Origin of the sequence: uncultured Thermanaerothrix sp., assembly GCF_938028735.1 — a bacterium.
Lineage (GTDB): Bacteria > Chloroflexota > Anaerolineae > Anaerolineales > Anaerolineaceae > Thermanaerothrix.
Genome location: NZ_CALIMF010000002.1, coordinates 64,058 through 87,064 on the forward strand (window position 1 = coordinate 64,058; position 23,007 = coordinate 87,064).

Genomic DNA, 23,007 nt, shown 5'->3' on the forward strand with positions numbered 1-23,007 from the left:
TCACAACTCGACAAAATAGGACTCTGCTGCTCGATCAATTAGTTCGGTACTCATCTCGGGTTCAATGCCCAAGTAACGCGAGATGTCTAGAATCTGATCACACAAATCTCGCGGATGCGAAGCGCGTAACTTGCGGTTGCGTTTGATATAGTGTTCTTGCAACAAATAAGCCAGCCCCTGATCGCTGTATTTAACCCCTTTTTGAGCAGCCACACGGCGGAAGATTTCGCGATACTCCTCATAAGAGGGGTCAGGAATCTCAATCTTGTGGCGTAAGCGCCTCAGGAAAGCTTCATCCACTAAATCTTTCGGGGGAATATTGGTGGAGAAAATGACCAGCACATCAAACGGAATCTCGAACTTTCGTCCAGTGTGCAAGGCCATGTAATCAATGCGATTTTCGAGCGGTACAATCCAGCGGTTCAACAAGTCACGCGGACGTACTAACTGACGCCCAAAATCGTCAATCAACAAAATACCGCCATTCGCCTTAACCTGGAAGGGCGCCTCGTAATACTTTAGTGTATCATCAAAGACCAGATCCAAGCCGGCCAACGTGAGCTCTCCGCCAGTCACAATGAATGGACGACGTATCAGCACCCAGCGAGGGTCACGCCGTGCGCCGGGGCGCAACGCACCAGTGCCCTGAGCGACATTTTCCTCGGATACACGCTGGTGGTTGACCGAGTCGTAGAGCTTGATGACCTGACCATCCACGTAAAGTGCGTACGGAATGTACATGCTCTGCACCTGGATCAGCTCACCAATGGCCCGAGCCACTGAAGTCTTACCGTTACCGGGTGGTCCGTAAAGGAAGATCGAGGTCCCCGAATTGACTGCCGGGCCAATCCGCTGGTAAGTACTTTCAGAGAGAACAAGGTGAGAGAGTACCTGGCGCAAGAGACGGCTGGTCACCTGAAGACGTCCACGGCTTTGCTTGCGGATTGCCTCGTTGTAGGCATTCAAGGGTACCGGCGCGGGACCAGCATATTGACTGCGTTCCAAGGCTTCGCGTGCACGCGCAATGCCAACCCCCGTAATCCCATAAACATAAGCGCCTTCCCCCAATCCCATCTGCGAGGTACGCACCTCGATGCACTTTTCGCGCTTCAACGCATCCAGAATCTGGTCCACTACCCCCGTGAAAGGTAAAGCAATTTCTTCGGCCACCTTAAAGCCACTCATGTAACCTTGAAAATAGAAGATCTTAAGCACCAGGTCCTGGAGCCACAATGGCGAGAGACCGGTCTCTTCAATTCGGCTGATTGGAGGGGGGACAAAGGATGGGGGTTCGAATGGAGGCGTAGAGGGATTATTGGGAATGCCTGTTTTGGGGAAAGTGCTCATCCTTTACAAAACCTCCATAGTGGACAGAATTTCTTTGCCTATGGCTTGATTATAGCACGGGGCGACTTGCACAAATGGCCCGCCTCTTATATAATGCCACCATGATGAAGGTCAGTGTCGTTATTCCGGTTTATAACGAGCGCCAAACCATTCAGCAAATTGTTCAGCGTGTTCTTGATACGGGTCTGGTTGATGAGGTCATCATTGTGGACGATGGATCCACCGATGGAACGCGTGAGATTTTGAAAGAACTGGAAAATCAGCCTTCCATCCGCCTCATCCTGCACCCGGCAAATGCCGGCAAGGGGGCCGCTGTTCGTACCGGTATCCAGAACGCGCGTGGCGATGTCATCATCATCCAGGATGCAGATTTAGAGTATGACCCGCGGGAATATCCAAAACTCCTCCGTCCCATTGAAGAAGGAATCGCGGAAGTGGTTTATGGCTCGCGCTTTTTAGGAGGCGCGCGTCGCCCCATTCTCTTCTGGAATATGGTCGCTAACCGCTTATTGACTTTTATCACCAATGTGCTCTATAACAATATCCTGAGCGACATGGAGACTGGATACAAGGTCTTCAAACGAGAGGTCATCCAAAATATACCCCTGCGCGCACAACGATTTGACTTTGAACCCGAGTTCACCGCCAAGATCCTCAAGCGCCACATTCGGATTTACGAGGTCCCCATTGACTTCAACCCCCGTGATTACTCTGAGGGGAAGAAGATCAAGGCCTGGGATGCTTTTGAAGCCCTCTGGGCACTGATTAAGTATCGCTTTGTAGATTGAATCTACGCCGATGGCCTAAAATCTCGCAGGGTCAGTTGCAAGGTTTCCTGTCCATTATAGCGGTTGACCCCCAGGCTATATACGATGTCTATCCACGGAGTTACCTCATCCAGCCGATTGCCCTGACCAAACGCAATAGCATCATAGATAAAACGCCCATCGCTGAGTTTTAATGAGAGATGCCGTCCTTCAGCCCCTACCTGACGGGCTGAGCGCACCTCCACCCCGCGTGAGATAAACGTGGCCTCTGGGTTACCCAGCCCAAAAGGCTCAAATTGCTGTAAATAACCCAGAAGATCGGGGCGCATTTCTGAAAGTGAGATTTCCAAATCCGCTCGCAATACAGGTAAAAGCTCGCGCTCGCGCAGCGTTTGATCAGCCACTTCCTCCAAACGCCCGATCAACTGCGAGAGCCTTTCGGTGCGCACCGTGAAACCGGCTGCCAGCGCATGCCCGCCGTGCCGATCCAGCAAGTCCGCACATTGGTCTAGGGCCTCGGTGATGTGAAACTCGGGGATACTGCGACACGACGCTTTTGAAAACACTTCTCCCCGCACTCCAACCACCGCTGGGCGATAATAAGCCTCAACCAAGCGCGAAGCCACCAACCCTACCACTCCCTCATTAAAGTTCTCCTCAAAAACTACCAGAAGGGTGCGTGAATGCGGATCGAGGATCATCTCCTCAGCGCGGCGCTGCATTTCCAAGGTTAGACGTTGCCGTTCTCGATTACGGTTATCCAACACCTGAGCCAAGTTCATGCACACCTCAGGTTGCTGGGCAACCAGCAGTTGATAGGCGTCTATAGCGGTCTCCAGACGCCCTGAAGCATTCAAGCGCGGCCCTAGAATAAAACCAATCGCCTCAGCGTTCACACGCGTCAGATCATAACCAGCAGTGCGCGCCAGAGCTACTAGTCCCTTGCGCTTCGCCTGGCGCATTTGAACGATCCCTCGTCGGACCAGGACTCGATTCTCACCCACTAGTGGAACCATATCTGCCACCGTGCCTAGCGCCACTAGATCAAGCCAATTGGCAGGATCAATTCCCGGAACTGGACGCCGCTCCAAAAGCGCTTGCACCAGTTTATACACTAGACCTACCCCTGCCAGGTTTTTTTCGGGATAAGGATCTGCGGAGCGTTTAGGAGATACCACGACTCGCGCGGGGGGCAACTCACTCTTAGGATGATGATGATCGGTCACAATGACGTCTAAACCATGGCGATTAGCATAAGCCACTTCATCAATCGAACGGATCCCACAATCAACGGTCACAATCAAATTGGCCCCATTATTCGCCAGTTCCTTAATAGCGGCAAAATTTAAGCCATATCCTTCATCAAAACGGCTGGGAATATATACCTGGACATCGTTGGCGCCCAAAAATTGAAGCACTTCGTACAAAAGAGCGCTTGCCGTGACGCCATCTACGTCATAATCCCCGTAAATAATGATTCGCTCGTCATGGTCAATTCCCCACAACAATCGTTCAACCGCATCGCCCATATCGCTCAGTAACCAGGGAGTGTGCAACGGCACTTCTCCGCTCAGAAACGCCACGGCTTGTTCGTGGGTCTCGATTCCCCGGTTGTAAAGCAACTGGCGCACTGGGAAAGGATAGGCACTCAGCGCCGCATCAACAGCTAAGGGAAGCCTAGGAAAGAGTTCCCAACGTTTTTCCAATCGAGAGAGCATATTATTCATTCTCCTCGCCATGAGATTCGCTGTAAATGCGCGGCAACCGAGCCATCATGCTGGTCACAACTTCGTAGTTAATTGTCCCCCAACGCTGGGCCACCTCTTCTACGGGAATACACGCTTCTCCCTGGCGTCCAAAAATAACCACCTCGTCCCCTGGTTTGGCCTGAGCCACCCCATCTAGTTGAATCATAATCTGATCCATGCAGGGGGTTCCTAGAACCGGTACTCTTCGCCCACGGACCAAAACCTCATTTCCCAAGACCCGACGTATTCCATCCGCATACCCGGCGGCAACAACACCAATTCGTTCATAGCCGCTGGTTACATAACGATGCCCGTAACCCACCCCACTGCCCGGAGGTAAGGTCTTAAGAGAAACCAGACGGGCCTTCAAGGCCATGGCAGGGCGAAACGAGGCTGGAAGAGGGGTCTCAGGAGAGGGATGTAATCCATACAACGCGATACCTGCCCGTACCAGATCATAGCGTGCCTGGGGAAAATTGAAAATGGCAGCTGAATTACTGGCATGCACCCAACGCGGCCGTAATCCTAAAGCACTCAGAGCTCCCACTACCCCGTCAAAGCGCCGCACTTGCTCCAGGGTTGGGGTGGGGTCGCTTTCATCAGCCCGAGCAAAATGGGTATACAGCCCATCTACTTCTAACCCCCGCAGATCCATCAACCAACGAACAAACTCCACCGCTTCCCCGGAGAGCACGCCTAGTCGGCCCATGCCAGTGTCCACTTTGATATGCACGCGCAATGCCCTCCCCAAGGCTCGTGCACGCGTTGCGTAGGCCTCAGCGGTGATGGGGTCAAACACCGTTAGACAAATGCCTTGGGCAATAGCTTCATCCACCCAGTACGGATTTGTATACCCCAAAACCAAAATCTGGATATCTGGGTCAAATTGACGCACATCGAGCGCTTCCTCAATGCGCGCCACCCCGCACCATGGCGCTCCAACGTGGATCAAGGCAGGAACAACTCCGCTAATGCCATGGCCATAGGCATTCGCCTTGATCACCGCCATCACCGGTCGCTGGCTAATCGTCCTCAGAAGACGATAATTATGCTGAATAGCCCCCAAATCCACTTCCAACCAGGTGGTGAGTACGTCTTCCATAGGGGTATAGTATAAGCATCTCTCACCCACTCGGCAAGACATCGGCTTATGAATAACCCGCTGGGGCAAGTTGTAAATCATCCAGCGCACTGGTTGACCCAGTCTTCTATCGCTCTTAAAATAAAAACCGAGAGATATATGGCATTTTTGCCTGCTGGCTTCTTTCGCCCAGACCATGATCCACCCTCGAGCGGGGGGTGAGATCATTGTGCTGGAGGAAAGTTTTTTATTGCTGTACCCGACCTGGATTTAGAAAGCCCAAGGAGAGTCTCCTATGTTCAATAATCCCTTCCCGTCCAAGCGTGCCCCCGTTTATGCGGATGTACCTGATGAAAAATGGTACGATTGGCGTTGGCAACTCAGCAACCGCCTGAATACGGTTGAGGAGTTTGAACGGGTCCTGAATCTAACCGAAAGCGAACGCAAAGCCCTTAGTCAAAAAGGGCTCTTCCGTGTAGATGTCACCCCTTATTTTGTCTCGCTGATTGACCCCGATGATCCCGAGGATCCCATTCGCAAGCAGGTGATCCCACGTGAGGAAGAGATTGTACCGTTCACCGGCATGATGGAGGACTCGCTGGCTGAGGATCAGCACTCCCCTGTGCCTGGCTTGGTCCACCGCTACCCAGATCGGGTGCTCATGCTCGTCACAACCCAATGCGCTTCTTATTGCCGTTACTGCACCCGCTCGCGTATTGTGGGTGACCCTAGCGCGACCTTTTCTCGCAGTGAATTTGAAATGCAATTAGATTACCTGCGCCATACCCCCCAGGTGCGCGATGTTCTCCTTTCGGGGGGCGACCCTCTGACCCTAGCACCTCGGCTGCTGGAAGAACTGCTCCAAAAACTGCGGGAAATTCCTCACATTGAAATCATTCGCATTGGGACACGCGTGCCGGTTTTCCTGCCTATGCGCATCACCGACGACTTATGTGCCATGCTAGAAAAATATCATCCATTGTGGATGAACATCCACGTCAACCACCCCAATGAAATCACTAAAGAACTGGCCGAGGCATGCGACCGCCTATCCCGGGCTGGCATCCCGCTGGGCAATCAATCGGTACTCCTGGCAGGCATCAATGATTGCGTGCATATCCAGCGCAAACTGGTACAAGACCTAGTTCGCATCCGTGTGCGCCCCTACTACCTGTACCAGTGTGACTTGGTAGAGGGCGCCGGCCATTTCCGCACCCCCGTGGCAAAGGGAATTGAGATTATAGAGGGTTTGCGCGGACACACCTCCGGGTATGCCGTGCCCACCTATGTGGTTGACGCACCGGGGGGCGGGGGTAAAATTCCAGTCATGCCTAATTACCTGATCAGTATGTCCGATCACAAAATTGTGCTGCGCAACTATGAGGGCTACATTACCACCTACGAAGAACCCATCGAGTACAAACCGCACAATCCCAAAACATGCCCTTACTGCCAGAACAAACGCCCAGAACCAGGACAAAAAGGCATTACCGCCTTGCTGGATGGCGAGGAGATGTTTATAAAACCAGAAGGATTTGATCTGCTTCATCGGCGTGGCGGTGGTGTACATCGCCTACGCACCGACCCCTCGAAGTGGAAACCCTTGGGAATCGGCAACGAGGATACAGATCATGCCTAAACCCTTATCTTTTGTACTAACGAGGAGGTAACCATGCATTACCGACGTTTGGGACGCTCTGGATTAAAGGTCAGCGAAATTTCGCTGGGAGCGTGGGTGACCTTTGGCAACCAGATTGATGAAAAAACCGCCATTGACTTGATCCATGCCGCTTATGACCACGGGATCAACTACTTTGACAATGCCGACGTCTATGCGAATGGGCAGGCCGAGATTGTGATGGGTAAGGCCATCAAGGATCTGCCTCGTGAAGCGTTAGTGATCTCCACCAAGGTTTTCTGGCCCACCATGCCCGGGCCGAACGGGCGCGGCCTCTCTCGCAAGCATGTTATGGAATCCATTCATGCATCGTTGCGACGCCTGGGCACCGATTACGTTGACCTGTACTTTTGCCATCGTTACGATCCCGATACGCCACTTGAAGAGGTCGCGCGGGTTATGGACGATCTGGTGCACCAGGGCAAGGTGCTCTATTGGGGCACCTCAGAATGGCGCGGGGCGCAGATCACTCAGGTGTATGGGATCTGCCGGCAATACGGGCTGGTGCCGCCAACAATGGAACAACCTCAATACAACCTGTTGCATCGCCGTCGGGTGGAAGAGGAATTGGCACCAGTATGTCATGAACTGGGTATCGGGCTGACCACCTGGAGTCCACTTGCTTTTGGTATCCTTACTGGCAAATACAACGAGGGCATCCCTGCCGGCAGTCGGGCCTCGCTTCCCGACATGGCCTGGATACGAGACATGCTCACCCCTGACCGTATTGCGAAGGTGCGCCAGCTGACTGACCTAGCAAAGGAACTCGGCATCACGCCAGCACAGCTTGCTATAGCCTGGGTATTACGCCGCAAGGAAGTTTCCAGCGTTATTACGGGGGCTACTCGTCTAGAGCAATTGGATGAAAACCTAGGGGCTGCCGAGGCAGTGGACAAACTTACAGATGACGTGCTAGAACGCATTGACCGCATTGTTGGGGTGCCCAGCGACAACGATTAACCCCCCTATGAACTGTACATTAAAAACGCGGTGAGGCAAATCACCGCGTTTTTAATTGTCATGGCAAGTCCAAGTATTTACTTTCAAGAACACTCAGGCCTCTTTTCGGGCCAAACCGCCCAAAATGACCATCCGCACCTCAGGCAAATCGGTGTACCAGATCAAAAAGGCCGAAAACCCCATCGCAACCACCGTCATCAAGACGTAAGGGACATTGAATACCTGGCTCCCGTCTACATTAACAGTGACACGGGATAGCACTAGCATTAGTCGGCTGATAATATTAAACCCCTGAGAGAACGAAATCAGATACCATGGCCACGCCGCCAAACTGCGCCGCAAGATTTGAATTGCTCCGACCAAAGCCAGCACCGCCAGTACTACCGGCAACCACCATTCCTGCGAGGCGGGATTAAACGAGGTCGGTGGGTATAAGAGCAACGGAATCACCTGAAGAATCAAGAAGGTCGCAATTACACCCGGCTGAAAGAAAACCCTGGGCAACATGCTATCTCTCCTTGAACGATACTCAAAAATTCGGGGGGATCACCGTGCCACGATAATAGTGCACAACCTTGCCTTTGTCAAGCAAAAGCGCTAAAATTTATTTGCTACACTTGATAAATGTCTTCAAACTCTTGACAAAACCCAAAGGCTCACCTATTATTGTGCGCAATTAATCAGAGGCAATTCTCACCCCCTGGTGCGCATCCTCTCATCTCAGCCCTCTTGACGCTCCTAGTTGAAATAGGCGTTGCACCCACACTTCAACCAAAGGAGGTGATAGCATTCAATTCTAGCCCAATCTGATTTTAAACCCCTTTTCCCACTCATTTTGTTTTCCACAACTCTAAAGCCAATAGGAGGAGAATATGCGCTCGGTTAAGTTCCTGTATGTGGTTCTTGCTATGGCAATGATCCTAGCGGCGTGTGCACCCACTGGCGGAGGTGGTGCAGCCCAACCTAAAGAGTTAAAAGTCGCCATTCTCGCACCTCTCTCGGGCCCGGTTCCAACCTTCGGTGTCTCCACCCGCGATGGCGCCCTCATGGCCATTGATGAATGGAACGCCAAGGGCGGTGTTCTGGGCATGAAGATTGTGCCCATCGTTGAGGACAGCCAATGCACTCCTGACCCGGCCGTCAACGCTGCGAATAAAGTCATTGACCAAGATGGCGTGAAGTTCATCATTGGCGAGGTCTGCTCCAAGGCTTCCATCCCGGTGTCGGAGATCGCCAACGCTAAAGGCGTCATCCAAATCAGTCCAACTTCCACCAACGTCAACGTGACGGTCGACAGCCAGGGCAAAGTGAAGCCCTACATCTTCCGCGCCTGCTTCATCGATCCTTTCCAGGGACAGGTTGGAGCAAAATTCGCTTGGGAGAAGCTTGGGGCTAAGAAGGCTTTCATCATGCTAGATCAGGCCAACGACTACGTGAAGGGTCTAGCCGAAGAGTTTGAAAAAGCCTTTACAGCTCTGGGTGGCGAAGTTGTGGGCAAAGCTACTTACACGGCAAAAGATACCGACTTCTCCGCCATTCTAGCCCAGGTGGCCGAAGCCAAACCTGATGTCGTTTACTTGCCCGACTACTATAATGTGGTCAATCTGGTCACCAAACAAGCCAAGGAGAAAGGGATCAACGTGCCCTTTGTCGGCGGCGATGGTTGGGACTCGGCCGATCTTGATCTGGCAGCGGCCGATGGTGGGTACTTCACCAACCACTACTCGCCGGATGATCCTCGCCCCGAAGTACAGAACTTCCGCAAGGCATACGGTGAGAAATATAAAGATGAGAACGGCAACCCCAAAGTACCCGATGCCCTCGCCGCATTGGCTTATGACGCCACCAACTTGCTCTTTGAAGCCATCACGCAGGCCGGCACAACCGATACCGCTAAAGTGAAAGATGCCCTGGAGAAAATCAAGTTTAGCGGCGTCTCGGGTCAGATCACTTTCGATGCGAACCACAACCCGATCAAATCTGCCGTAATCCTTGCCGTCAAGGACGGCGCAGTCAAGTTTGAAACGGTAGTCAATCCGTGAGTCGCACGTCTTGAAACTGTAGCAAAGCAGGGGGGCGCCATTTCCGGGCTGCCCCCCCGCATGCTGCAAGATCGGCATTGGGAGCCCAGAGCCTATGCAAACTGTACAAGTGCCCTCAACTCCGGTTGTTTATCACCGCCAACAACCCTTACTATGGGTTGGTAGGGGTTTCTTTGCCATTTTAGGTCTATTGGTCCTCTACATTCTTGGCACCAACTTGATTAAGAACCCCACTCTTTTCGCCCAAATTTTTATCAGCGGATTGCAATTGGGCTTCGTCTATGCAATGATCGCCCTTGGCTATACCATGGTGTACGGTATTGTCAAATTGATCAATTTTGCCCATGGCGATGTCTTCATGGTCGGAGCTTTCACCAGTTTTTACGCAGTTTCCAAATACCGACTGCATCAGTGGCCCAATACTGTCTTCCCTAACCTAGATCCTGGGATAGGGGTTATTATTGGCGCCATCACTGTCATCTTGCTTTCCATGCTGGTGTGTATGATTTTAGCCATTACCATCGAACGCGTGGCTTATAAGCCACTGCGCGATGCACCCCGGATTTCAGCCCTTATTACCGCCATTGGCGTATCTTTCTTCTTGGAATTTTATGGCGCGTTGAACTTTGTCTTCTCGCCCCGTTTTATCCCCTACGAACGCCCTTTTGAAGTCGTGGCTTGGTATATCAAAGATGGAATTCACCGTGTGCTACCCGGACAACAAGCGCCCGAGAATAGCATCACGTTTTCCAATATTTTTCTCATCATTATTGGCGTTTCCATTCTTATCCAACTCCTTTTGCAATATTTGGTTCGCCGCACCAAAATTGGTATTGCCATGCGTGCCTGTTCCTATGACCGACAAGCCGCACGACTGATGGGCATTGATGTAGACCGTGTTATCTCATTCACCTTTGCCGTAGGAGCCGCCTTTGCTGGGGCCGGTGGTGTCCTTTATGCCATTGCTTACAGCCTTATATGGACCCAACTGGGCATCTTACCCGGCTTGAAAGCCTTCGTTGCTGCTGTGTTGGGAGGGATCGGCAGCATTCCAGGTGCTTTCGTCGGGGCTCTGATCATGGGGCAGGCTGAGGCAATGACCATGGGCTATATTTCTACCCCTATGCGCGACGCGGTGGCCTTCACCATTCTCATCATTGTGCTATTGCTTCGTCCAACTGGCATTTTCGGCGAACCCGAAAAAGAAAAAGCCTAAGGAGAGCCCATCATGGAATTGGGATTTCTACTCGGTTCCTTGCTCAAAATCATTGCCATCATTGCCTATATCTACGGGCTGATGTGGGTGCTTGGCCGTCCCTCGATCTGGGCAAAAATTGCCGGCCTGGTGGGGGCATTTGCAGTGGTACAACTAGCGCTCACCGATATTAATGGTTTTCGTCTTCTCAACAACTTTGACAACGGGTTGCTTTTTCAGGCCTGTGCCATGACCATGGTCGCACTGGGGTTAAACCTGATCTATGGTTTCAACGGCCAATTCAGTTTGGGACAATGGGGCTTCTATGGCATTGGCGCCTATGCTGCGGCTGATATCACTTACCGCTGGATTAATGGCGATGCGCGTGGGCTTTTGGTATTGGGTCTGGGCACTTTACTAGGAACCTTGGTCTTAATAGGCATCAACACATGGTTACAGCGTTTTCGGGGTATCCCAGTGCTTTCCTCATTCACCCTCTACCTGATTGGTGCTCTCATTGCCGGAACTGTAGCCGTCTATCTGGGTAATCAATTAAACCCTCTTATCACCCCATTATTAGGGACAGCGGGCGAGCCCGGTCCCCTCAATACGCCTGCAGTCCAACAGATTATTTACTTCCTCTCAGTTATCCTGGCCGGGATTTTTGCTGCCCAGATCTCATTCCTCTTTGGCTTGCCCGTGCTAACACTAGGGAGCGATTACTTCGGCATCGCCACATTGGGGTTCACCATCGTAGTTAATACCCTCATGGTCAACTCCGATACGATCTTGCCTTTCCCCGAGATGAAAGGGGGACGAGGCATGATTGGCATCCCCAAACTGACCACGTGGTTCTCGGCTTTCTTCTTCATGATGCTGGTTATCATCATTATGCGCAATCTCATTCATTCCAGTACCGGGCGCTCTCTGGTTGCCGTGCGCGAGGACGAGGTTGCGGCTAAAGCCATGGGGATTGACGTCGCTGGAGCAAAGTTATTTGCCTTCGTGGTCGGGAGCTTTTTCGCCGGCTTGGGCGGTGCCGTTTATGCACACTACATTGGCTTCCTCAGTCCAGGAACGTTTGATTTCTTGGCCGGGTTCAACCCCTTGATCATTGTGGTCTTCGGTGGCCTGGGAAGCATGACTGGCACCATCACAGCCACGTTTGGATGGATCTTCTTCCTCGAAGGTATGCTACGTGTGCTCCTTAGCCAAATGGGCACCGAAGCCCCCACCTGGCGCTTTGTGCTTTACCCAATCACCCTACTTCTGCTTATGTTGATCCGCCCTCAGGGGCTGCTCGGTTCTGTGGAATGGGGCTTCCTTAAGGGCCCGCAATTCACCCCTGCCCCACGCTCTCGCCCCGAACCGGCGCACGAGAGTGTTGCTTGAAAGGAGTAGCCCATGGAGATGAAATCCAACGGAAACAAACCCACTGTCCTTGAGATACGCGGTCTCACGAAGTTTTTTGGCGGTTTGGCGGCGGTGCGCAATTTCGACCTGACCCTGAAACAGGGGGAACTGGTTGGGTTGATCGGTCCGAACGGTGCCGGCAAAACTACCGTTTTTAATATGATCACTGGGTTATATGTGCCCACCAGTGGAGAAATTTACTTCAATGGGACAAACGTTGTCGGATTGGAACCCCATGAGATTACCCGCATGGGTATTGCGCGCACCTTCCAGAACATCCGCCTCTTCCCCAACTTAACCGTGCTGGATAATGTGCGTATTGCTTACCATCCCCACTGCGGCTACACCCTGACCGACGGTCTCTTGCGAACCCCGCGCTTCAGCGCGAAGGAAAAGGAACTGACTGAGCAGGCACTTAATTTTTTGAGCATCTTCCAGCTGGATCGCATCTACAACGAAGTCGCCAAGAACCTCCCCTACGGCGAACAGCGCCGGGTTGAAATTGCCCGTGCCTTGGCCTGCAACCCCCAACTTTTGCTCCTAGACGAGCCCGCCGCTGGTATGAACCCGCGCGAGATTATCGAGCTCATGGACCTGATCCACTTCATCCGCGAGCGATTCGATCTGACCATCTTGCTCATCGAACATCAGATGCGCGTGGTCATGGGAATTTGCGAGTGGATCACAGTTATGGATTTTGGACAGGTTATTGCCCGTGGCACCCCCAAGGAAATCCAGGAAAACCCGTTGGTCATCGAGGCCTACTTGGGAAAAGGAGTGACCCATGTTGCTTGAAGTCCATAATCTCAACGTTTACTACGGGGCCATTCACGCCCTCCAGGGCATCTCCTTCCACGTAGAGGAGGGTGAAATCGTTACCCTCATTGGCGCCAATGGCGCTGGTAAATCCACTACCCTGCGCACCATATCCGGTCTTTTGCGCACCCGCACGGGTTATATTCGCTATAAGGGGCGTGACATAACCAACACCCCGGCTCAGGAAATCGTTAAGATGGGGATCAGCCACGTGCCTGAGGGGCGAAAGATCTTTGCTCCTCTTACCGTGCGCGAGAATCTGCTTATGGGTGCCTACACTCGCAACGACCCTAACGAAATTCAACGCACTATGGAGCGGGTCTTTATCTCTTTTCCACGTCTTAAGGAACGCATCAACCAGTTAGGGGGTACCCTTTCAGGCGGCGAGCAGCAAATGCTGGCCATGGGACGAGGTTTAATGAGCCGACCCACCCTGCTGCTCCTCGACGAACCCTCCATGGGGCTAAGCCCTATTCTAGTAGAAGAAATCTTTCGCATCATTCAAGAGATCAACCAACAAGGCACTAGTATTCTCTTGGTAGAACAAAACGCCCACATGGCGCTTTCCATCGCGCACCGGGCTTACGTGCTGGAAACAGGGCGAATTGTGCTTTCAGGCACAGCCAAAGAAGTTGCAGAAAATCCAATGGTCAAAGCCGCTTATCTCGGCGTATGAAACGCTCTTTTGTCTATGGAGTTCCAACCCGCTTATATTAAACTATTGGAGAGCGGCGAACTCAAACGGCGCGTTGAAATTGCTTACACTCATTTAGAAACCTGCGATCTATGTGCTTGGAAATGCGGAGTTAATCGTCGCGCAGGGCAACTAGGTGTCTGCCGCACGGGGGAAAAGGCCAAGGTTAGCAGTTACGGTCCCCATTTTGGAGAGGAGGCCCCCCTACGCGGCTGGCGGGGTTCGGGCACCATCTTCTTCACCCGGTGTAATCTGCGCTGCCAATACTGCCAAAATTACGAAATTAGTCAGACGGATGAAGGGCACGAGGTCGAGCCAGAAGAACTGGCTGAGATCATGCTCCGCTTGCAACGTTTAGGTTGCCATAATATCAACCTAGTCTCACCCAGCCACGTAGTCGCCCAAATCCTAGCCGCCGTGCTGATCGCGGCTCAGGCGGGTTTGCGCCTACCATTAGTTTATAACACGGGCGGCTACGACTCCATGGAAAGCCTGCAACTGCTCGATAGTGTGATTGACATTTACATGCCAGATATGAAATACGCCGATCCCGATATTGCTAAGCGCTTCTCACGCATCCCGAACTACCCTCAAGTCAATCGGGACGCTGTGCGCGAGATGCATCGGCAGGTTGGTGATTTACAAGTGGATGAGAACGGAATTGCTGTGCGCGGTTTGTTGGTACGTCACCTGGTTTTACCCAATAATCTGGCCGGCACCGAGACAATTGTCCAATTCTTGGCCCAGGAAATTTCCCCTCACACGTACCTTAACATCATGGACCAATACTACCCAACCTACCGTGCCCACTTGTATCCCGAAATTAACCGCCGCATTACAGCGGAAGAATTCCGAAAGGCAGTAGAGGCAGCCCATCGTGCGGGATTATACCGACTAGACAAATAAGTTGTCCTTAAGATCCCCCTCGCCGCTGAGGCAGGGCCACTAAGACAAGGCTACTACGCCCCTCCAGAGTGTAGGTCGAAGATAAAATCGGCGGCGCCTGATTGAGTTCACTAATGTCATCAGGGCTTAGCAGACTGGTATCCACCAACCGATGCCAACGTTGACCAGCAGACAACCAGGGAAGTTCAAACGTCAATACCTCCCAATAAGCATTGAAGGCCACATAAACATGCTCTCCCGCTTCGGGCAAGCAGAGTTCCAGCGCTAAAGAACGCGAAATATCACGCCAATCCGGTTGATTACACTTCACCCCATGCCAGGCAATGCGCGGGGTATTTTCGCCCGGTTTACGCGCCCAGAATGACTCCTCACGAAATACATGATAAGACTGCGTAAAAGCCACTAGCATTTGCACAAAACGCCATAATCCACGTTCCTGTTCCAGAAGTTGCCAATCCAACCAGGAGATCTCATTGTTTTGGCAATAAGCATTATTATTTCCGCGCTGAGAGCGTCGCATCTCATCTCCCATCAAAAGCATCGGCGTCCCTTGAGCAATAAGCAACGCGACTAAGAAGTTGCGCATCTGACGCTGGCGCAATTGCTCTACTTGCGGATCGTTACTGGGTCCCTCAACTCCACAATTCCAGGAAAAATTCTCGTTGATGCCATCCAGATTGTCCTGCAAATTGGCCTCGTTGTGTTTTTGGTTATACGAAACTAAATCGTTCAGGGTAAATCCATCATGACAGGTCACAAAGTTAATGCTGCGGTTAGGTTCGCGATCGGGCTGGTGGAATAGATCAGGACTACCAATGAGACGGTTGGCAAAATCCCAAACTGTTCGCTCATCGCCACGCATAAAGCGACGCACGTCATCGCGGAAGCGCGCATTCCACTCCGCCCAGCGGTGTCCAATAAACGTTCCCACCTGATAAAGTCCGGCTGCATCCCAGGCCTCAGCAATGATTTTGGTTCCGGCTAATACGGGGTCAGTCTCGATTTCCCACAAAATTGGTGGATTTCTAAGCAATTGGCCATCTTCATCCCGTGCCATGACCGAAGCCAAGTCAAATCGAAACCCATCCACGTGCATAACCTGCACCCAATAACGCAGAGCATCCAGAATTAACCGTCGCACAATTGAATTGTTAGTATTTAGCGTGTTTCCACAACCACTAAAATTCAGATACCGCGATGGATCGCGAGGATCAAGCATATAGTAAACACTATTCTCCAATCCCTTGAAGCCAAGCACCGGCCCACGATGATCCCCTTCAGCGGTATGATTAAAGACCACATCCAGAATAACCTCAATGCCAGCACGATGCAGCGCCTTGACCATATCCCGGAATTCATCCACTGGGCCAAGGACATCTGTGCGCGAACTATAACCGCGGTGCGGTGCAAAAAACGCTACTGGGCTATAGCCCCAGTAGTTAGTCAACCCCGGAGGGGCGTCTTGTTCGTCAAACTGCTGCACCGGCATTAACTCCACCGCGGTGATCCCTAGTGATCTAAGATAAGGAATTTTTTCGATCAGCCCCGCATACGTTCCGCGTTTCTCTGGCACTACCCCTGAGGATGGGTGGCGGGTAAAACCCCCCACGTGAAGTTCATAGATCACCGTTTGGGCGTAAGGCAATCGCAGGTGTTGGTCCCCCTCCCAATTGTAACCACGCGGGTCCATGACTGCACACTTTAACATATGCCCCCAATCCCCCCCAGGTTGTAATGCGGCCTCACGCCGATAGTTTTCGGTGTTGACAATGACTCGGGCATAAGGATCTATTAGCAGTTTACTCGAGTCAAAGCGATGACCGCGCTCAGGTGCATGGGGGCCAAACACCCGATAAGCATAAATCTGTCCGGAGCCTATTCCATGAACATAAACGTGCCAATAGGCAAACGTGCGATGTTCCTGCGGATCCAATCGAATCACATGGGAGGGCTCAGAGTCCTCAGGATTCTCAAAGAGCAATAACTCAACCGCAGTACTATTCATCGAAAAAAGCGAAAAATTAACCCCGCCATCATGAATGGTAGCCCCCAGGGGATAACTCTGTCCGCGGTGAACTTTGATCTCAGCCATTACCACTCTCCTACTAGAATAAAGAAGGTTAAAATGAAGCAACTATCTACTTGCACATGGGAGTAAAAATCATGGAATATCGCTTTCTGGGCAAAACCGGTATCAAGGTTTCACAGTTGTGTTTCGGTACCATGTCGTTTGGTCACGAAGCCGATGAAGCAACCGCGACCGCCATGTACCACCGTTGTCGAGACGCAGGCATCAACTTTTTCGATTCAGCAAACATTTACGCGGGTGGTCAATCCGAGATTATCCTTGGACGCTTAGTTGCCGGTCATCGCGATGAAGTGATTATAACCAGTAAAGCCTTCTTCCCAGTGGGCAGCGACGTTAACGCCCGCGGTGCTTCCCGCCGTCACTTGAAACTCTCAGTAGAAGCCAGCCTTAGGCGACTTAACACAGATTATATTGACATTTTCTATGTTCATCATTTTGACGATTTCACCGATCTAGAGGAGACCCTGCGCGGCTTAGAAGATCTAGTGCGTCAGGGCAAAATTCTTTACCCTGCTGTCAGCAACTTTGCTGCCTGGCAAATTGAGAAAGCCCTGGGTATCGCCTGGCGCCATGGCTGGACACCCCTTGCCTGCATTCAACCCATGTACAATCTGGTCAAGCGCCAGGCGGAAGTTGAAATTCTCCCCATGGCGCAAGCGGAAGGGCTGGGAGTTGTGCCCTATAGCCCACTCGGTGGTGGCCTGTTGAGCGGGAAATACGGCGTCAATCGCCAACCTGAAAAAGGTCGGCTGGTTGAGAACACCATGTATCGAACCCGCTATGGCGAGCCCTGGATGTACGAGGTGGCCGAACGATTTACTCGGTTCGCCCAAGAACACGGTTATGAACCAACCCCTTTGGCCATTGCGTGGGTCGCTAGCCACCCAGCCGTGACCGCCCCAATTATCGGCGCTCGAAACCCAGAGCAACTGGAAGGGGCTCTGAAAGCTCTGGAAATCCACATGACTCCCGATTTGCGCGAAAAGATTTCATTGCTCTCCCCAACACCGCCCCCAGCAACTGACCGTTCGGAGGAACGCACCCCCTATAGCATGGTATCGCGTTAGCCTACGGAGCCGCTGATTGGATCCTAGCATAATGGTTTCAAAAGCATTAAAATAAACTAACTTTGTTAAGAAAGCGTGCAAAGTAAAGAATGGCAAAAGTAACTGTAACACTGGTTAGAGAAGTGCGTCCTCGCCTGGAAGATGAGTTCAATCCGGGCGAATTCATCCCCCGTACCCCGGCAATTACTGAGGCCTACGAATGGGGACGTGAATTACATAAGGGGCAATATCGCCTAAATGGGGAACCCTACTTTGAAACCCACTGCGTGTGGGTCGGGGCATTTCTGGATAAACTCATTGGCCGCGAAGCCTGGACCATCGCCGGCTTGCTTCATGATGCGGTTGAAGACCAAGGCGAAACCCTAGAAGCCATTCGAGCTCGCTTCCCCGGCCCACTTGGCGAGGAAGTCGCTTACATTGTTGACGGGGTCACGAAGATCAGTTCTCCGCGCGATGGACGAACTCGCGAAATTGAAACGTTGCGCAAATTGGCTCAATTTCGTGATCCCGGCGTCTATCTGGTCAAACTGGCGGACAAAAGCCATAATTTGCTAACCCTCCAGTATATGCCGGAGCACAAGCGCCAGCAAAAGGCCCTGGAAGTCATCCGTGCTTACGGCAAACTAGCAGGCATATTGAACTGCTACCGTTGGCGACGCTGGCTTGAAGATCTGGCTTTTCCCTACGCGGATCCGGAAACTTACGCCTTCGTCAAAGAAAAAATAGACGCTGACCCCCGCCTTGATCTTTCTTTCATCCATCCCATGATGGAGCAATTAGGTAATCTGATGGAAGAGAGTGGGATCAGTGGCAGCGTGGAGCTTACCGTCAATGGCTATTGGCAAACCTGGCAGAAATTGCGCCGTCTGGCACGTGCGCGCCGCGCCTCGATGGATTCTTTTGCGGCAGTCAATGACTTGGTTTCTTTTCGGATGGTAGTGGACAGCGAGGACGAAACCCAGTGCTACGCCCTGCTCCCTAAGGTCAATCGGTTCCTTGGCCCTTACTTAGACCAGAATCGTTTCGATGACTACATCGCCTGCCCTCAGAACGGCTATCGTGCCCTACAGGTTACCGCCTGGCTGCCAGATTTAGGGGCTATTGAGGTTGCGATCGCCACGCGTGAAATGGAAGGCGAAAATCACTGGGGAGTCGTTTACGCGCTAAAGCAAGGGAAGGATATCAGTCACTACCGCCCAATCGAAATCTTTACCCCTAGCGGGAGTGCTCGCTTCCTGCCTGAGGGTTCTACCGTCTTGGACGCCATTGCCTCCATTCAGCAAGAGTTCCTTCTAGATAAAATTAGTGCCGTGAGGGTAAACGGCAACCTAGCACGGCTATCCGACCATATTCAACCCGGTGATATCGTGGAGGTGATTACGGGAAATAACCGCCTGGCGCCCTCAGAGGAATGGTTGGCATTCAGCAACCCATCAACAGCGCGCTTGCTACGAGGGGTCTTAGTCACAGAAGCGCTCAAGCGTAGCGCCGAGAAAGGGCGTCAGATTGCCAAGCAATTGCTCAAAGAGCGGGGGTTGCTGGCACTTGAAGACGTTCAGGCCCTAGAACCCACGCGAGTAGATAACCTTCTAGAGCAACTAGCCTGCGCAAGCCTGGAAGATTTTTATGCGGCTTTAGGCAGTGGTGCCATCCGCCAGCAGGAAGTTTCTCAAACCCTGGATAGGGTCGGTATTACCAATGAAACCCTCCGCTGGACAACCATTCAGATGCTAGGCAGTGCCCGCGCCAACCGTCCTGGGACGCTGGCCCGCCTGGCAAGTCTGGTTTCACAAGCCGGCGGGAATATCCTGCGTTCGGTCAACAACACTTTGTCAGACGGTCGCTTTTCGCTACGGTTGGTAGTAAGCAACCTATCGCCTGAGCAACGCGAATCTCTCTATCAGGCATATATCCACTGCGGGGTTGAATTAGAATTCATTGAGATTACCTAGGTTATGGTATAATTTGTAAAATTCGTGCCCCATAAATGCATGAAATCTAGAACGGAGTAAAAAGTTGAATCCTTTAGCAAAACCCACCCAAATTGCCGACGACGTTGTGGTATCACTGGCGTATACGCTCAGCGTCAACGGTACTGTTGTAGACTCTTCCGACGAGTCAAACCCGGTTGTCTTCCTACAGGGTTACGGCAATATCATCCCCGGCCTTGAACGCGAACTTTACGGTTTGCACATCGGCGATGAGAAACACATTGTTATCCAACCCCGCGATGGGTATGGTGAAATTGATCCCGACGCCGTCATGCGCATCCCCAAAGAGGAATTTCCTCCCCAGATCCCATTGGTCACAGGCGTGGAACTAGAAGTGCGCGATATGGAAGGGAACATCCTGCATGCTACCATCGTAGGAGTTGATGAAGAGGCCGTCACTCTTGACTTCAACCATCCCCTGGCTGGTCAGGAACTGGTCTTTGATGTCAAGGTTGTTGATCTGCGTCAAGCCACCGAAGACGAGCTGCGCCATGGACACGTTCACGAAGAGGGCATGGAAGAAGAGGAAGAGTTCCTCCCCGGCGACGAGGAGGAATAATCCCCACCTGCTTGCCAACCCAGGCTGCTGCGGCATACCCGCAGCAGTTTTTAATTTTGTTACCCCGAGTCCCTATGGGGGGTTCTGGTATAATCCAATCGCAGAGAATCTCAGTCTCACGAATCCCATCATATGCGCTTCTTGCCCACTTCAATCCCCGATGTCATTCTAATCGAACCCCAGGTGTTCAGTGACTCGCGTGGTTTCTTTATGGAGGTCTTCCAGGCCCGCAAGTTTGCCGAGGCAGGCTTGCCCGTCCATTTTGTCCAGGATAATCACTCTGGTTCTCACCGTGGTATTCTGCGCGGCCTGCATTATCAGATTCAGAACCCACAAGGCAAACTGGTGAGAGCCATTTTTGGGGCCATTTTTGATGTAGCAGTGGACTTGCGAAGAAGTTCTCCCACTTTTGGAAGGTGGGTAGGCGTGATCCTTTCAGCAGAAAACCACCTTCAACTCTGGATCCCCCCAGGTTTTGCACATGGGTTTTATGTGCTGAGTGAGTGGGCTGAGGTTCACTACAAGACAACTGACTTTTATAATCCCCGTGGAGAACGTACTCTCCGCTGGGATGATCCTCAAATCGGGATTGAGTGGCCTCTGGTTAACCACCAGCCTCCTCTGCTTTCCGAGAAAGACGCCCAGGGCAAGTGCCTTTTTGAAGCCGATTTATTTGATTAAATCTGTGGAGCGCCTATGCAACGCGTATTGATCACAGGTGGTGCAGGGTTCATCGGGTCCAATTTTGTGCGCTATCTCCTCCAGCGTGAGCCTGAAGTACTGGTCATTAACCTCGACCTCCTTACTTACGCGGGTAGCTTAGAAAATCTACGTCATTTACCTGATGAACACAGACACATCTTCATCCGTGGCGATATCTGTGATGGCGATTTGGTCTATCGTCTGTTTGTTCAGTATGAAATTGACACAGTGGTGCATTTTGCAGCCGAGTCCCATGTAGATCGTTCCATCATTGGCCCTGCCCAATTTATCCAGACCAATATTGTGGGCACGTTCACTCTGCTTGAAGCGGCACGAAAGGCCTGGATAGAGGATAAGATGGTGCCCCTTGAGCAATGCCATTTTCATCATGTCTCCACGGATGAAGTGTTTGGCTCACTTAAACCTCATGAACCGCCCTTTCGCGAAACCAATCCCTACGCGCCAAACTCCCCATATGCGGCCTCCAAAGCAGCTAGCGATCACTTGGTACGCGCCTATGCCCATACCTACGGATTACCAATAACTATCACCAACTGCTCCAACAATTACGGGCCTTACCAATTTCCTGAAAAACTTATCCCTCTAGTGATTTTAAACGCGCTACAAGGGAAACCCCTGCCCATCTACGGAGATGGACAGCAGATTCGGGATTGGTTGTATGTGGAAGATCACTGTGAGGCGATCCTGCGGGTTTTAAAGCAGGGCCGCTTGGGTGAAACCTATAATATAGGCGGTAACAACCAACCCACCAACCTCTACATCGTACATACCCTCTGCGATCTACTTGATGAGTTCCGCTCCGAATCACCTCACCGCCCGCATCGCAACCTGATTCGCTTTGTCGCCGATCGGCCTGGACATGACCGGCGCTACGCGATGGATATCAGCAAGATTCGAGAGGAACTCGGATGGCAACCACGTGAGACCCTGGAAAGCGGCCTGCGCAAGACTGTTCTATGGTACCTGAATAATTTGGAGTGGGTGTCGTCTATCCTAAAACGCCCTGACTTCCAAGCCTGGCTGGAAAATAACTACGCCTCAAGAGGAGTTCAATCATGAAAGGAATTATCCTGGCAGGCGGCAAGGGCACCCGCCTCTACCCAATCACTCGGGCGATCAGCAAACAAATTCTGCCTGTTTACAACAAGCCAATGATTTACTATCCTCTCTCCATGCTGATGCTAGCCGGGATTCGTGATATTCTCATCATCAGCACCCCTCAGGACCTTCCCCTCTTCGAGCGGTTGCTTGGTAAAGGCCATCAATGGGGGCTGCACTTTCAATACGCAGAGCAACCTGAGCCCCGCGGTCTGGCCGAGGCGTTTCTTATCGGGCGCCAGTTTATTGCGGGGGAACCTTGCGCGCTCATCCTTGGCGATAACATCTTCTACGGGCGCGGGTTGGCGCGCCTGCTTCAGAACGCGGCCCAGGTGCAAGAGGGGGCTGTCATCTTTGCTTACCCGGTCAACGATCCTACCCGTTATGGGGTCGTTGAAATTGGCCCCGATGGACGTGCTCTAAGCATTGAAGAAAAGCCCAAGAAACCCCGTTCAAACCTCGCCGTTCCAGGCATTTACTTCTACGATCATCATGTGGTTGATTACGCGGAGACGTTAAGCCCCTCTCAACGGGGGGAACTGGAAATCACGGATTTGAACCGGATTTACCTTGAGAAAGGCCAACTTAAGGTTGAGATCCTGGGGCGCGGGATCGCCTGGCTGGATGCAGGCACCCATGAAGCCCTCCTCCAGGCCAGCAACTTCGTTCAGACCGTTGAAGAGCGACAAGGCTTGATGATCTCTTGCCCCGAAGAGATCGCCTATCGGATGGGATATATTACTGCTGAACAACTCCGTGAGCAGGCCCTCAGCATGGCAAACAACGGGTACGGGGCCTATCTGCTTCGACTGCTTGAGGAAACCCCCTGGTAA

Annotated in this window: 20 protein-coding genes; 15 read left to right on the forward strand and 5 right to left on the reverse strand. The window is 52.1% G+C overall.

Features of this window, described 5'->3' with window-relative positions; translation table 11 throughout:
• Entirely contained in the window at positions 1 to 1,347 is a 1,347-nt protein-coding gene (locus tag Q0721_RS01030; protein WP_299024402.1) for an AAA family ATPase, read from the reverse strand.
• A gap of 101 nt (positions 1,348 to 1,448) precedes the next feature.
• Here Q0721_RS01030 and Q0721_RS01035 point away from each other — a divergent pair, with 101 nt between their 5' ends.
• The gene (locus Q0721_RS01035) at positions 1,449 to 2,135 is read left to right on the forward strand and encodes a glycosyltransferase family 2 protein (protein WP_299024404.1); all 687 of its coding nucleotides are present in this window, start codon (positions 1,449 to 1,451) and stop codon (positions 2,133 to 2,135) included.
• 2 nt (positions 2,136 to 2,137) lie between these two features.
• On the opposite strand, the gene recJ is transcribed toward Q0721_RS01035, so the two are convergent.
• Both recJ and alr read right to left on the reverse strand, forming a co-directional pair.
• Positions 2,138 to 3,832, reverse strand: a complete 1,695-nt coding sequence (recJ, locus tag Q0721_RS01040; RefSeq protein WP_299024405.1) for a single-stranded-DNA-specific exonuclease RecJ — start codon at positions 3,830 to 3,832, stop codon at positions 2,138 to 2,140.
• Position 3,833: 1 nt separating this feature from the next.
• On the reverse strand, positions 3,834 to 4,964 hold the full coding sequence (alr, locus tag Q0721_RS01045) for an alanine racemase (protein WP_299024407.1): 1,131 nt from the start codon (positions 4,962 to 4,964) through the stop codon (positions 3,834 to 3,836).
• A 274-nt stretch (positions 4,965 to 5,238) separates the two neighbouring features.
• Between alr and ablA the strand changes: the two genes are divergently transcribed.
• On the forward strand, positions 5,239 to 6,582 hold the full coding sequence (gene ablA, locus Q0721_RS01050) for a lysine 2,3-aminomutase (RefSeq protein ID WP_299024409.1): 1,344 nt from the start codon (positions 5,239 to 5,241) through the stop codon (positions 6,580 to 6,582).
• Between the two features lie 33 nt (positions 6,583 to 6,615).
• Complete coding sequence (locus Q0721_RS01055; protein ID WP_299024411.1) at positions 6,616 to 7,581, forward strand: aldo/keto reductase; 966 nt, start codon at positions 6,616 to 6,618, stop codon at positions 7,579 to 7,581.
• 93 nt (positions 7,582 to 7,674) lie between these two features.
• On the opposite strand, the gene Q0721_RS01060 is transcribed toward Q0721_RS01055, so the two are convergent.
• On the reverse strand, positions 7,675 to 8,088 hold the full coding sequence (locus Q0721_RS01060) for a hypothetical protein (RefSeq protein WP_299024413.1): 414 nt from the start codon (positions 8,086 to 8,088) through the stop codon (positions 7,675 to 7,677).
• Between the two features lie 365 nt (positions 8,089 to 8,453).
• On the opposite strand from Q0721_RS01060, the gene Q0721_RS01065 reads away from it, so the two are divergent.
• The 6 genes from Q0721_RS01065 (at position 8,454) to Q0721_RS01090 (ending at position 14,647) form a co-directional block, all read left to right on the forward strand.
• On the forward strand, positions 8,454 to 9,623 hold the full coding sequence (locus tag Q0721_RS01065) for an ABC transporter substrate-binding protein (RefSeq protein ID WP_299024415.1): 1,170 nt from the start codon (positions 8,454 to 8,456) through the stop codon (positions 9,621 to 9,623).
• Positions 9,624 to 9,717: 94 nt separating this feature from the next.
• Entirely contained in the window at positions 9,718 to 10,839 is a 1,122-nt protein-coding gene (locus tag Q0721_RS01070) for a branched-chain amino acid ABC transporter permease (protein WP_299024417.1), read from the forward strand.
• Between the two features lie 12 nt (positions 10,840 to 10,851).
• Positions 10,852 to 12,210, forward strand: a complete 1,359-nt coding sequence (locus Q0721_RS01075; protein ID WP_299024419.1) for a branched-chain amino acid ABC transporter permease — start codon at positions 10,852 to 10,854, stop codon at positions 12,208 to 12,210.
• 12 nt (positions 12,211 to 12,222) lie between these two features.
• Positions 12,223 to 13,026, forward strand: a complete 804-nt coding sequence (locus Q0721_RS01080; RefSeq protein WP_299024421.1) for an ABC transporter ATP-binding protein — start codon at positions 12,223 to 12,225, stop codon at positions 13,024 to 13,026.
• Complete coding sequence (locus Q0721_RS01085; protein WP_366519155.1) at positions 13,019 to 13,723, forward strand: ABC transporter ATP-binding protein; 705 nt, start codon at positions 13,019 to 13,021, stop codon at positions 13,721 to 13,723. Before Q0721_RS01080 ends, Q0721_RS01085 begins: the two co-directional genes overlap by 8 nt.
• A 15-nt stretch (positions 13,724 to 13,738) precedes the next feature.
• Positions 13,739 to 14,647, forward strand: coding sequence for a radical SAM protein (locus tag Q0721_RS01090; protein WP_299024427.1), 909 nt, complete (start codon positions 13,739 to 13,741; stop codon positions 14,645 to 14,647).
• Between the two features lie 7 nt (positions 14,648 to 14,654).
• On the opposite strand, the gene glgX is transcribed toward Q0721_RS01090, so the two are convergent.
• Complete coding sequence (glgX, locus tag Q0721_RS01095; protein WP_299024429.1) at positions 14,655 to 16,739, reverse strand: glycogen debranching protein GlgX; 2,085 nt, start codon at positions 16,737 to 16,739, stop codon at positions 14,655 to 14,657.
• Between the two features lie 71 nt (positions 16,740 to 16,810).
• Between glgX and Q0721_RS01100 the strand changes: the two genes are divergently transcribed.
• The 6 genes from Q0721_RS01100 to rfbA all read left to right on the forward strand — a co-directional run bounded on the left by Q0721_RS01100 (position 16,811) and on the right by rfbA (position 23,007).
• On the forward strand, positions 16,811 to 17,803 hold the full coding sequence (locus Q0721_RS01100; protein ID WP_299024431.1) for an aldo/keto reductase: 993 nt from the start codon (positions 16,811 to 16,813) through the stop codon (positions 17,801 to 17,803).
• 89 nt (positions 17,804 to 17,892) lie between these two features.
• Positions 17,893 to 19,755, forward strand: a complete 1,863-nt coding sequence (locus tag Q0721_RS01105) for an HD domain-containing protein (protein WP_299024432.1) — start codon at positions 17,893 to 17,895, stop codon at positions 19,753 to 19,755.
• A gap of 64 nt (positions 19,756 to 19,819) precedes the next feature.
• The gene (locus Q0721_RS01110) at positions 19,820 to 20,353 is read left to right on the forward strand and encodes a peptidylprolyl isomerase (RefSeq protein WP_299024434.1); all 534 of its coding nucleotides are present in this window, start codon (positions 19,820 to 19,822) and stop codon (positions 20,351 to 20,353) included.
• A 132-nt stretch (positions 20,354 to 20,485) separates the two neighbouring features.
• Positions 20,486 to 21,034, forward strand: coding sequence for a dTDP-4-dehydrorhamnose 3,5-epimerase (gene rfbC, locus Q0721_RS01115; RefSeq protein WP_299024436.1), 549 nt, complete (start codon positions 20,486 to 20,488; stop codon positions 21,032 to 21,034).
• A 15-nt stretch (positions 21,035 to 21,049) separates the two neighbouring features.
• Entirely contained in the window at positions 21,050 to 22,135 is a 1,086-nt protein-coding gene (rfbB, locus tag Q0721_RS01120; RefSeq protein ID WP_299024438.1) for a dTDP-glucose 4,6-dehydratase, read from the forward strand.
• Positions 22,132 to 23,007, forward strand: a complete 876-nt coding sequence (gene rfbA, locus Q0721_RS01125) for a glucose-1-phosphate thymidylyltransferase RfbA (protein ID WP_299024439.1) — start codon at positions 22,132 to 22,134, stop codon at positions 23,005 to 23,007. Before rfbB ends, rfbA begins: the two co-directional genes overlap by 4 nt.

What these genes read in the sequence shown, in the direction of transcription:
- rfbC (WP_299024436.1), top strand. Translation starts at nt 20,486, where the DNA reads ATGCGCTTCTTGCCCACTTCAATCCCCGATGTCATTCTAATCGAACCC.
- Q0721_RS01105 (WP_299024432.1), top strand. Translation starts at nt 17,893, where the DNA reads ATGGCAAAAGTAACTGTAACACTGGTTAGAGAAGTGCGTCCTCGCCTG.
- Q0721_RS01090 (WP_299024427.1), top strand. Translation starts at nt 13,739, where the DNA reads ATGGAGTTCCAACCCGCTTATATTAAACTATTGGAGAGCGGCGAACTC.
- alr (WP_299024407.1), bottom strand. Translation starts at nt 4,964, where the DNA reads ATGGAAGACGTACTCACCACCTGGTTGGAAGTGGATTTGGGGGCTATT.
- glgX (WP_299024429.1), bottom strand. Translation starts at nt 16,739, where the DNA reads ATGGCTGAGATCAAAGTTCACCGCGGACAGAGTTATCCCCTGGGGGCT.
- rfbB (WP_299024438.1), top strand. Translation starts at nt 21,050, where the DNA reads ATGCAACGCGTATTGATCACAGGTGGTGCAGGGTTCATCGGGTCCAAT.
- Q0721_RS01055 (WP_299024411.1), top strand. Translation starts at nt 6,616, where the DNA reads ATGCATTACCGACGTTTGGGACGCTCTGGATTAAAGGTCAGCGAAATT.
- Q0721_RS01065 (WP_299024415.1), top strand. Translation starts at nt 8,454, where the DNA reads ATGCGCTCGGTTAAGTTCCTGTATGTGGTTCTTGCTATGGCAATGATC.
- Q0721_RS01070 (WP_299024417.1), top strand. Translation starts at nt 9,718, where the DNA reads ATGCAAACTGTACAAGTGCCCTCAACTCCGGTTGTTTATCACCGCCAA.
- ablA (WP_299024409.1), top strand. Translation starts at nt 5,239, where the DNA reads ATGTTCAATAATCCCTTCCCGTCCAAGCGTGCCCCCGTTTATGCGGAT.
- Q0721_RS01100 (WP_299024431.1), top strand. Translation starts at nt 16,811, where the DNA reads ATGGAATATCGCTTTCTGGGCAAAACCGGTATCAAGGTTTCACAGTTG.
- Q0721_RS01035 (WP_299024404.1), top strand. Translation starts at nt 1,449, where the DNA reads ATGATGAAGGTCAGTGTCGTTATTCCGGTTTATAACGAGCGCCAAACC.
- Q0721_RS01060 (WP_299024413.1), bottom strand. Translation starts at nt 8,088, where the DNA reads ATGTTGCCCAGGGTTTTCTTTCAGCCGGGTGTAATTGCGACCTTCTTG.
- Q0721_RS01030 (WP_299024402.1), bottom strand. Translation starts at nt 1,347, where the DNA reads ATGAGCACTTTCCCCAAAACAGGCATTCCCAATAATCCCTCTACGCCT.
- recJ (WP_299024405.1), bottom strand. Translation starts at nt 3,832, where the DNA reads ATGCTCTCTCGATTGGAAAAACGTTGGGAACTCTTTCCTAGGCTTCCC.
- Q0721_RS01075 (WP_299024419.1), top strand. Translation starts at nt 10,852, where the DNA reads ATGGAATTGGGATTTCTACTCGGTTCCTTGCTCAAAATCATTGCCATC.
- rfbA (WP_299024439.1), top strand. Translation starts at nt 22,132, where the DNA reads ATGAAAGGAATTATCCTGGCAGGCGGCAAGGGCACCCGCCTCTACCCA.
- Q0721_RS01080 (WP_299024421.1), top strand. Translation starts at nt 12,223, where the DNA reads ATGGAGATGAAATCCAACGGAAACAAACCCACTGTCCTTGAGATACGC.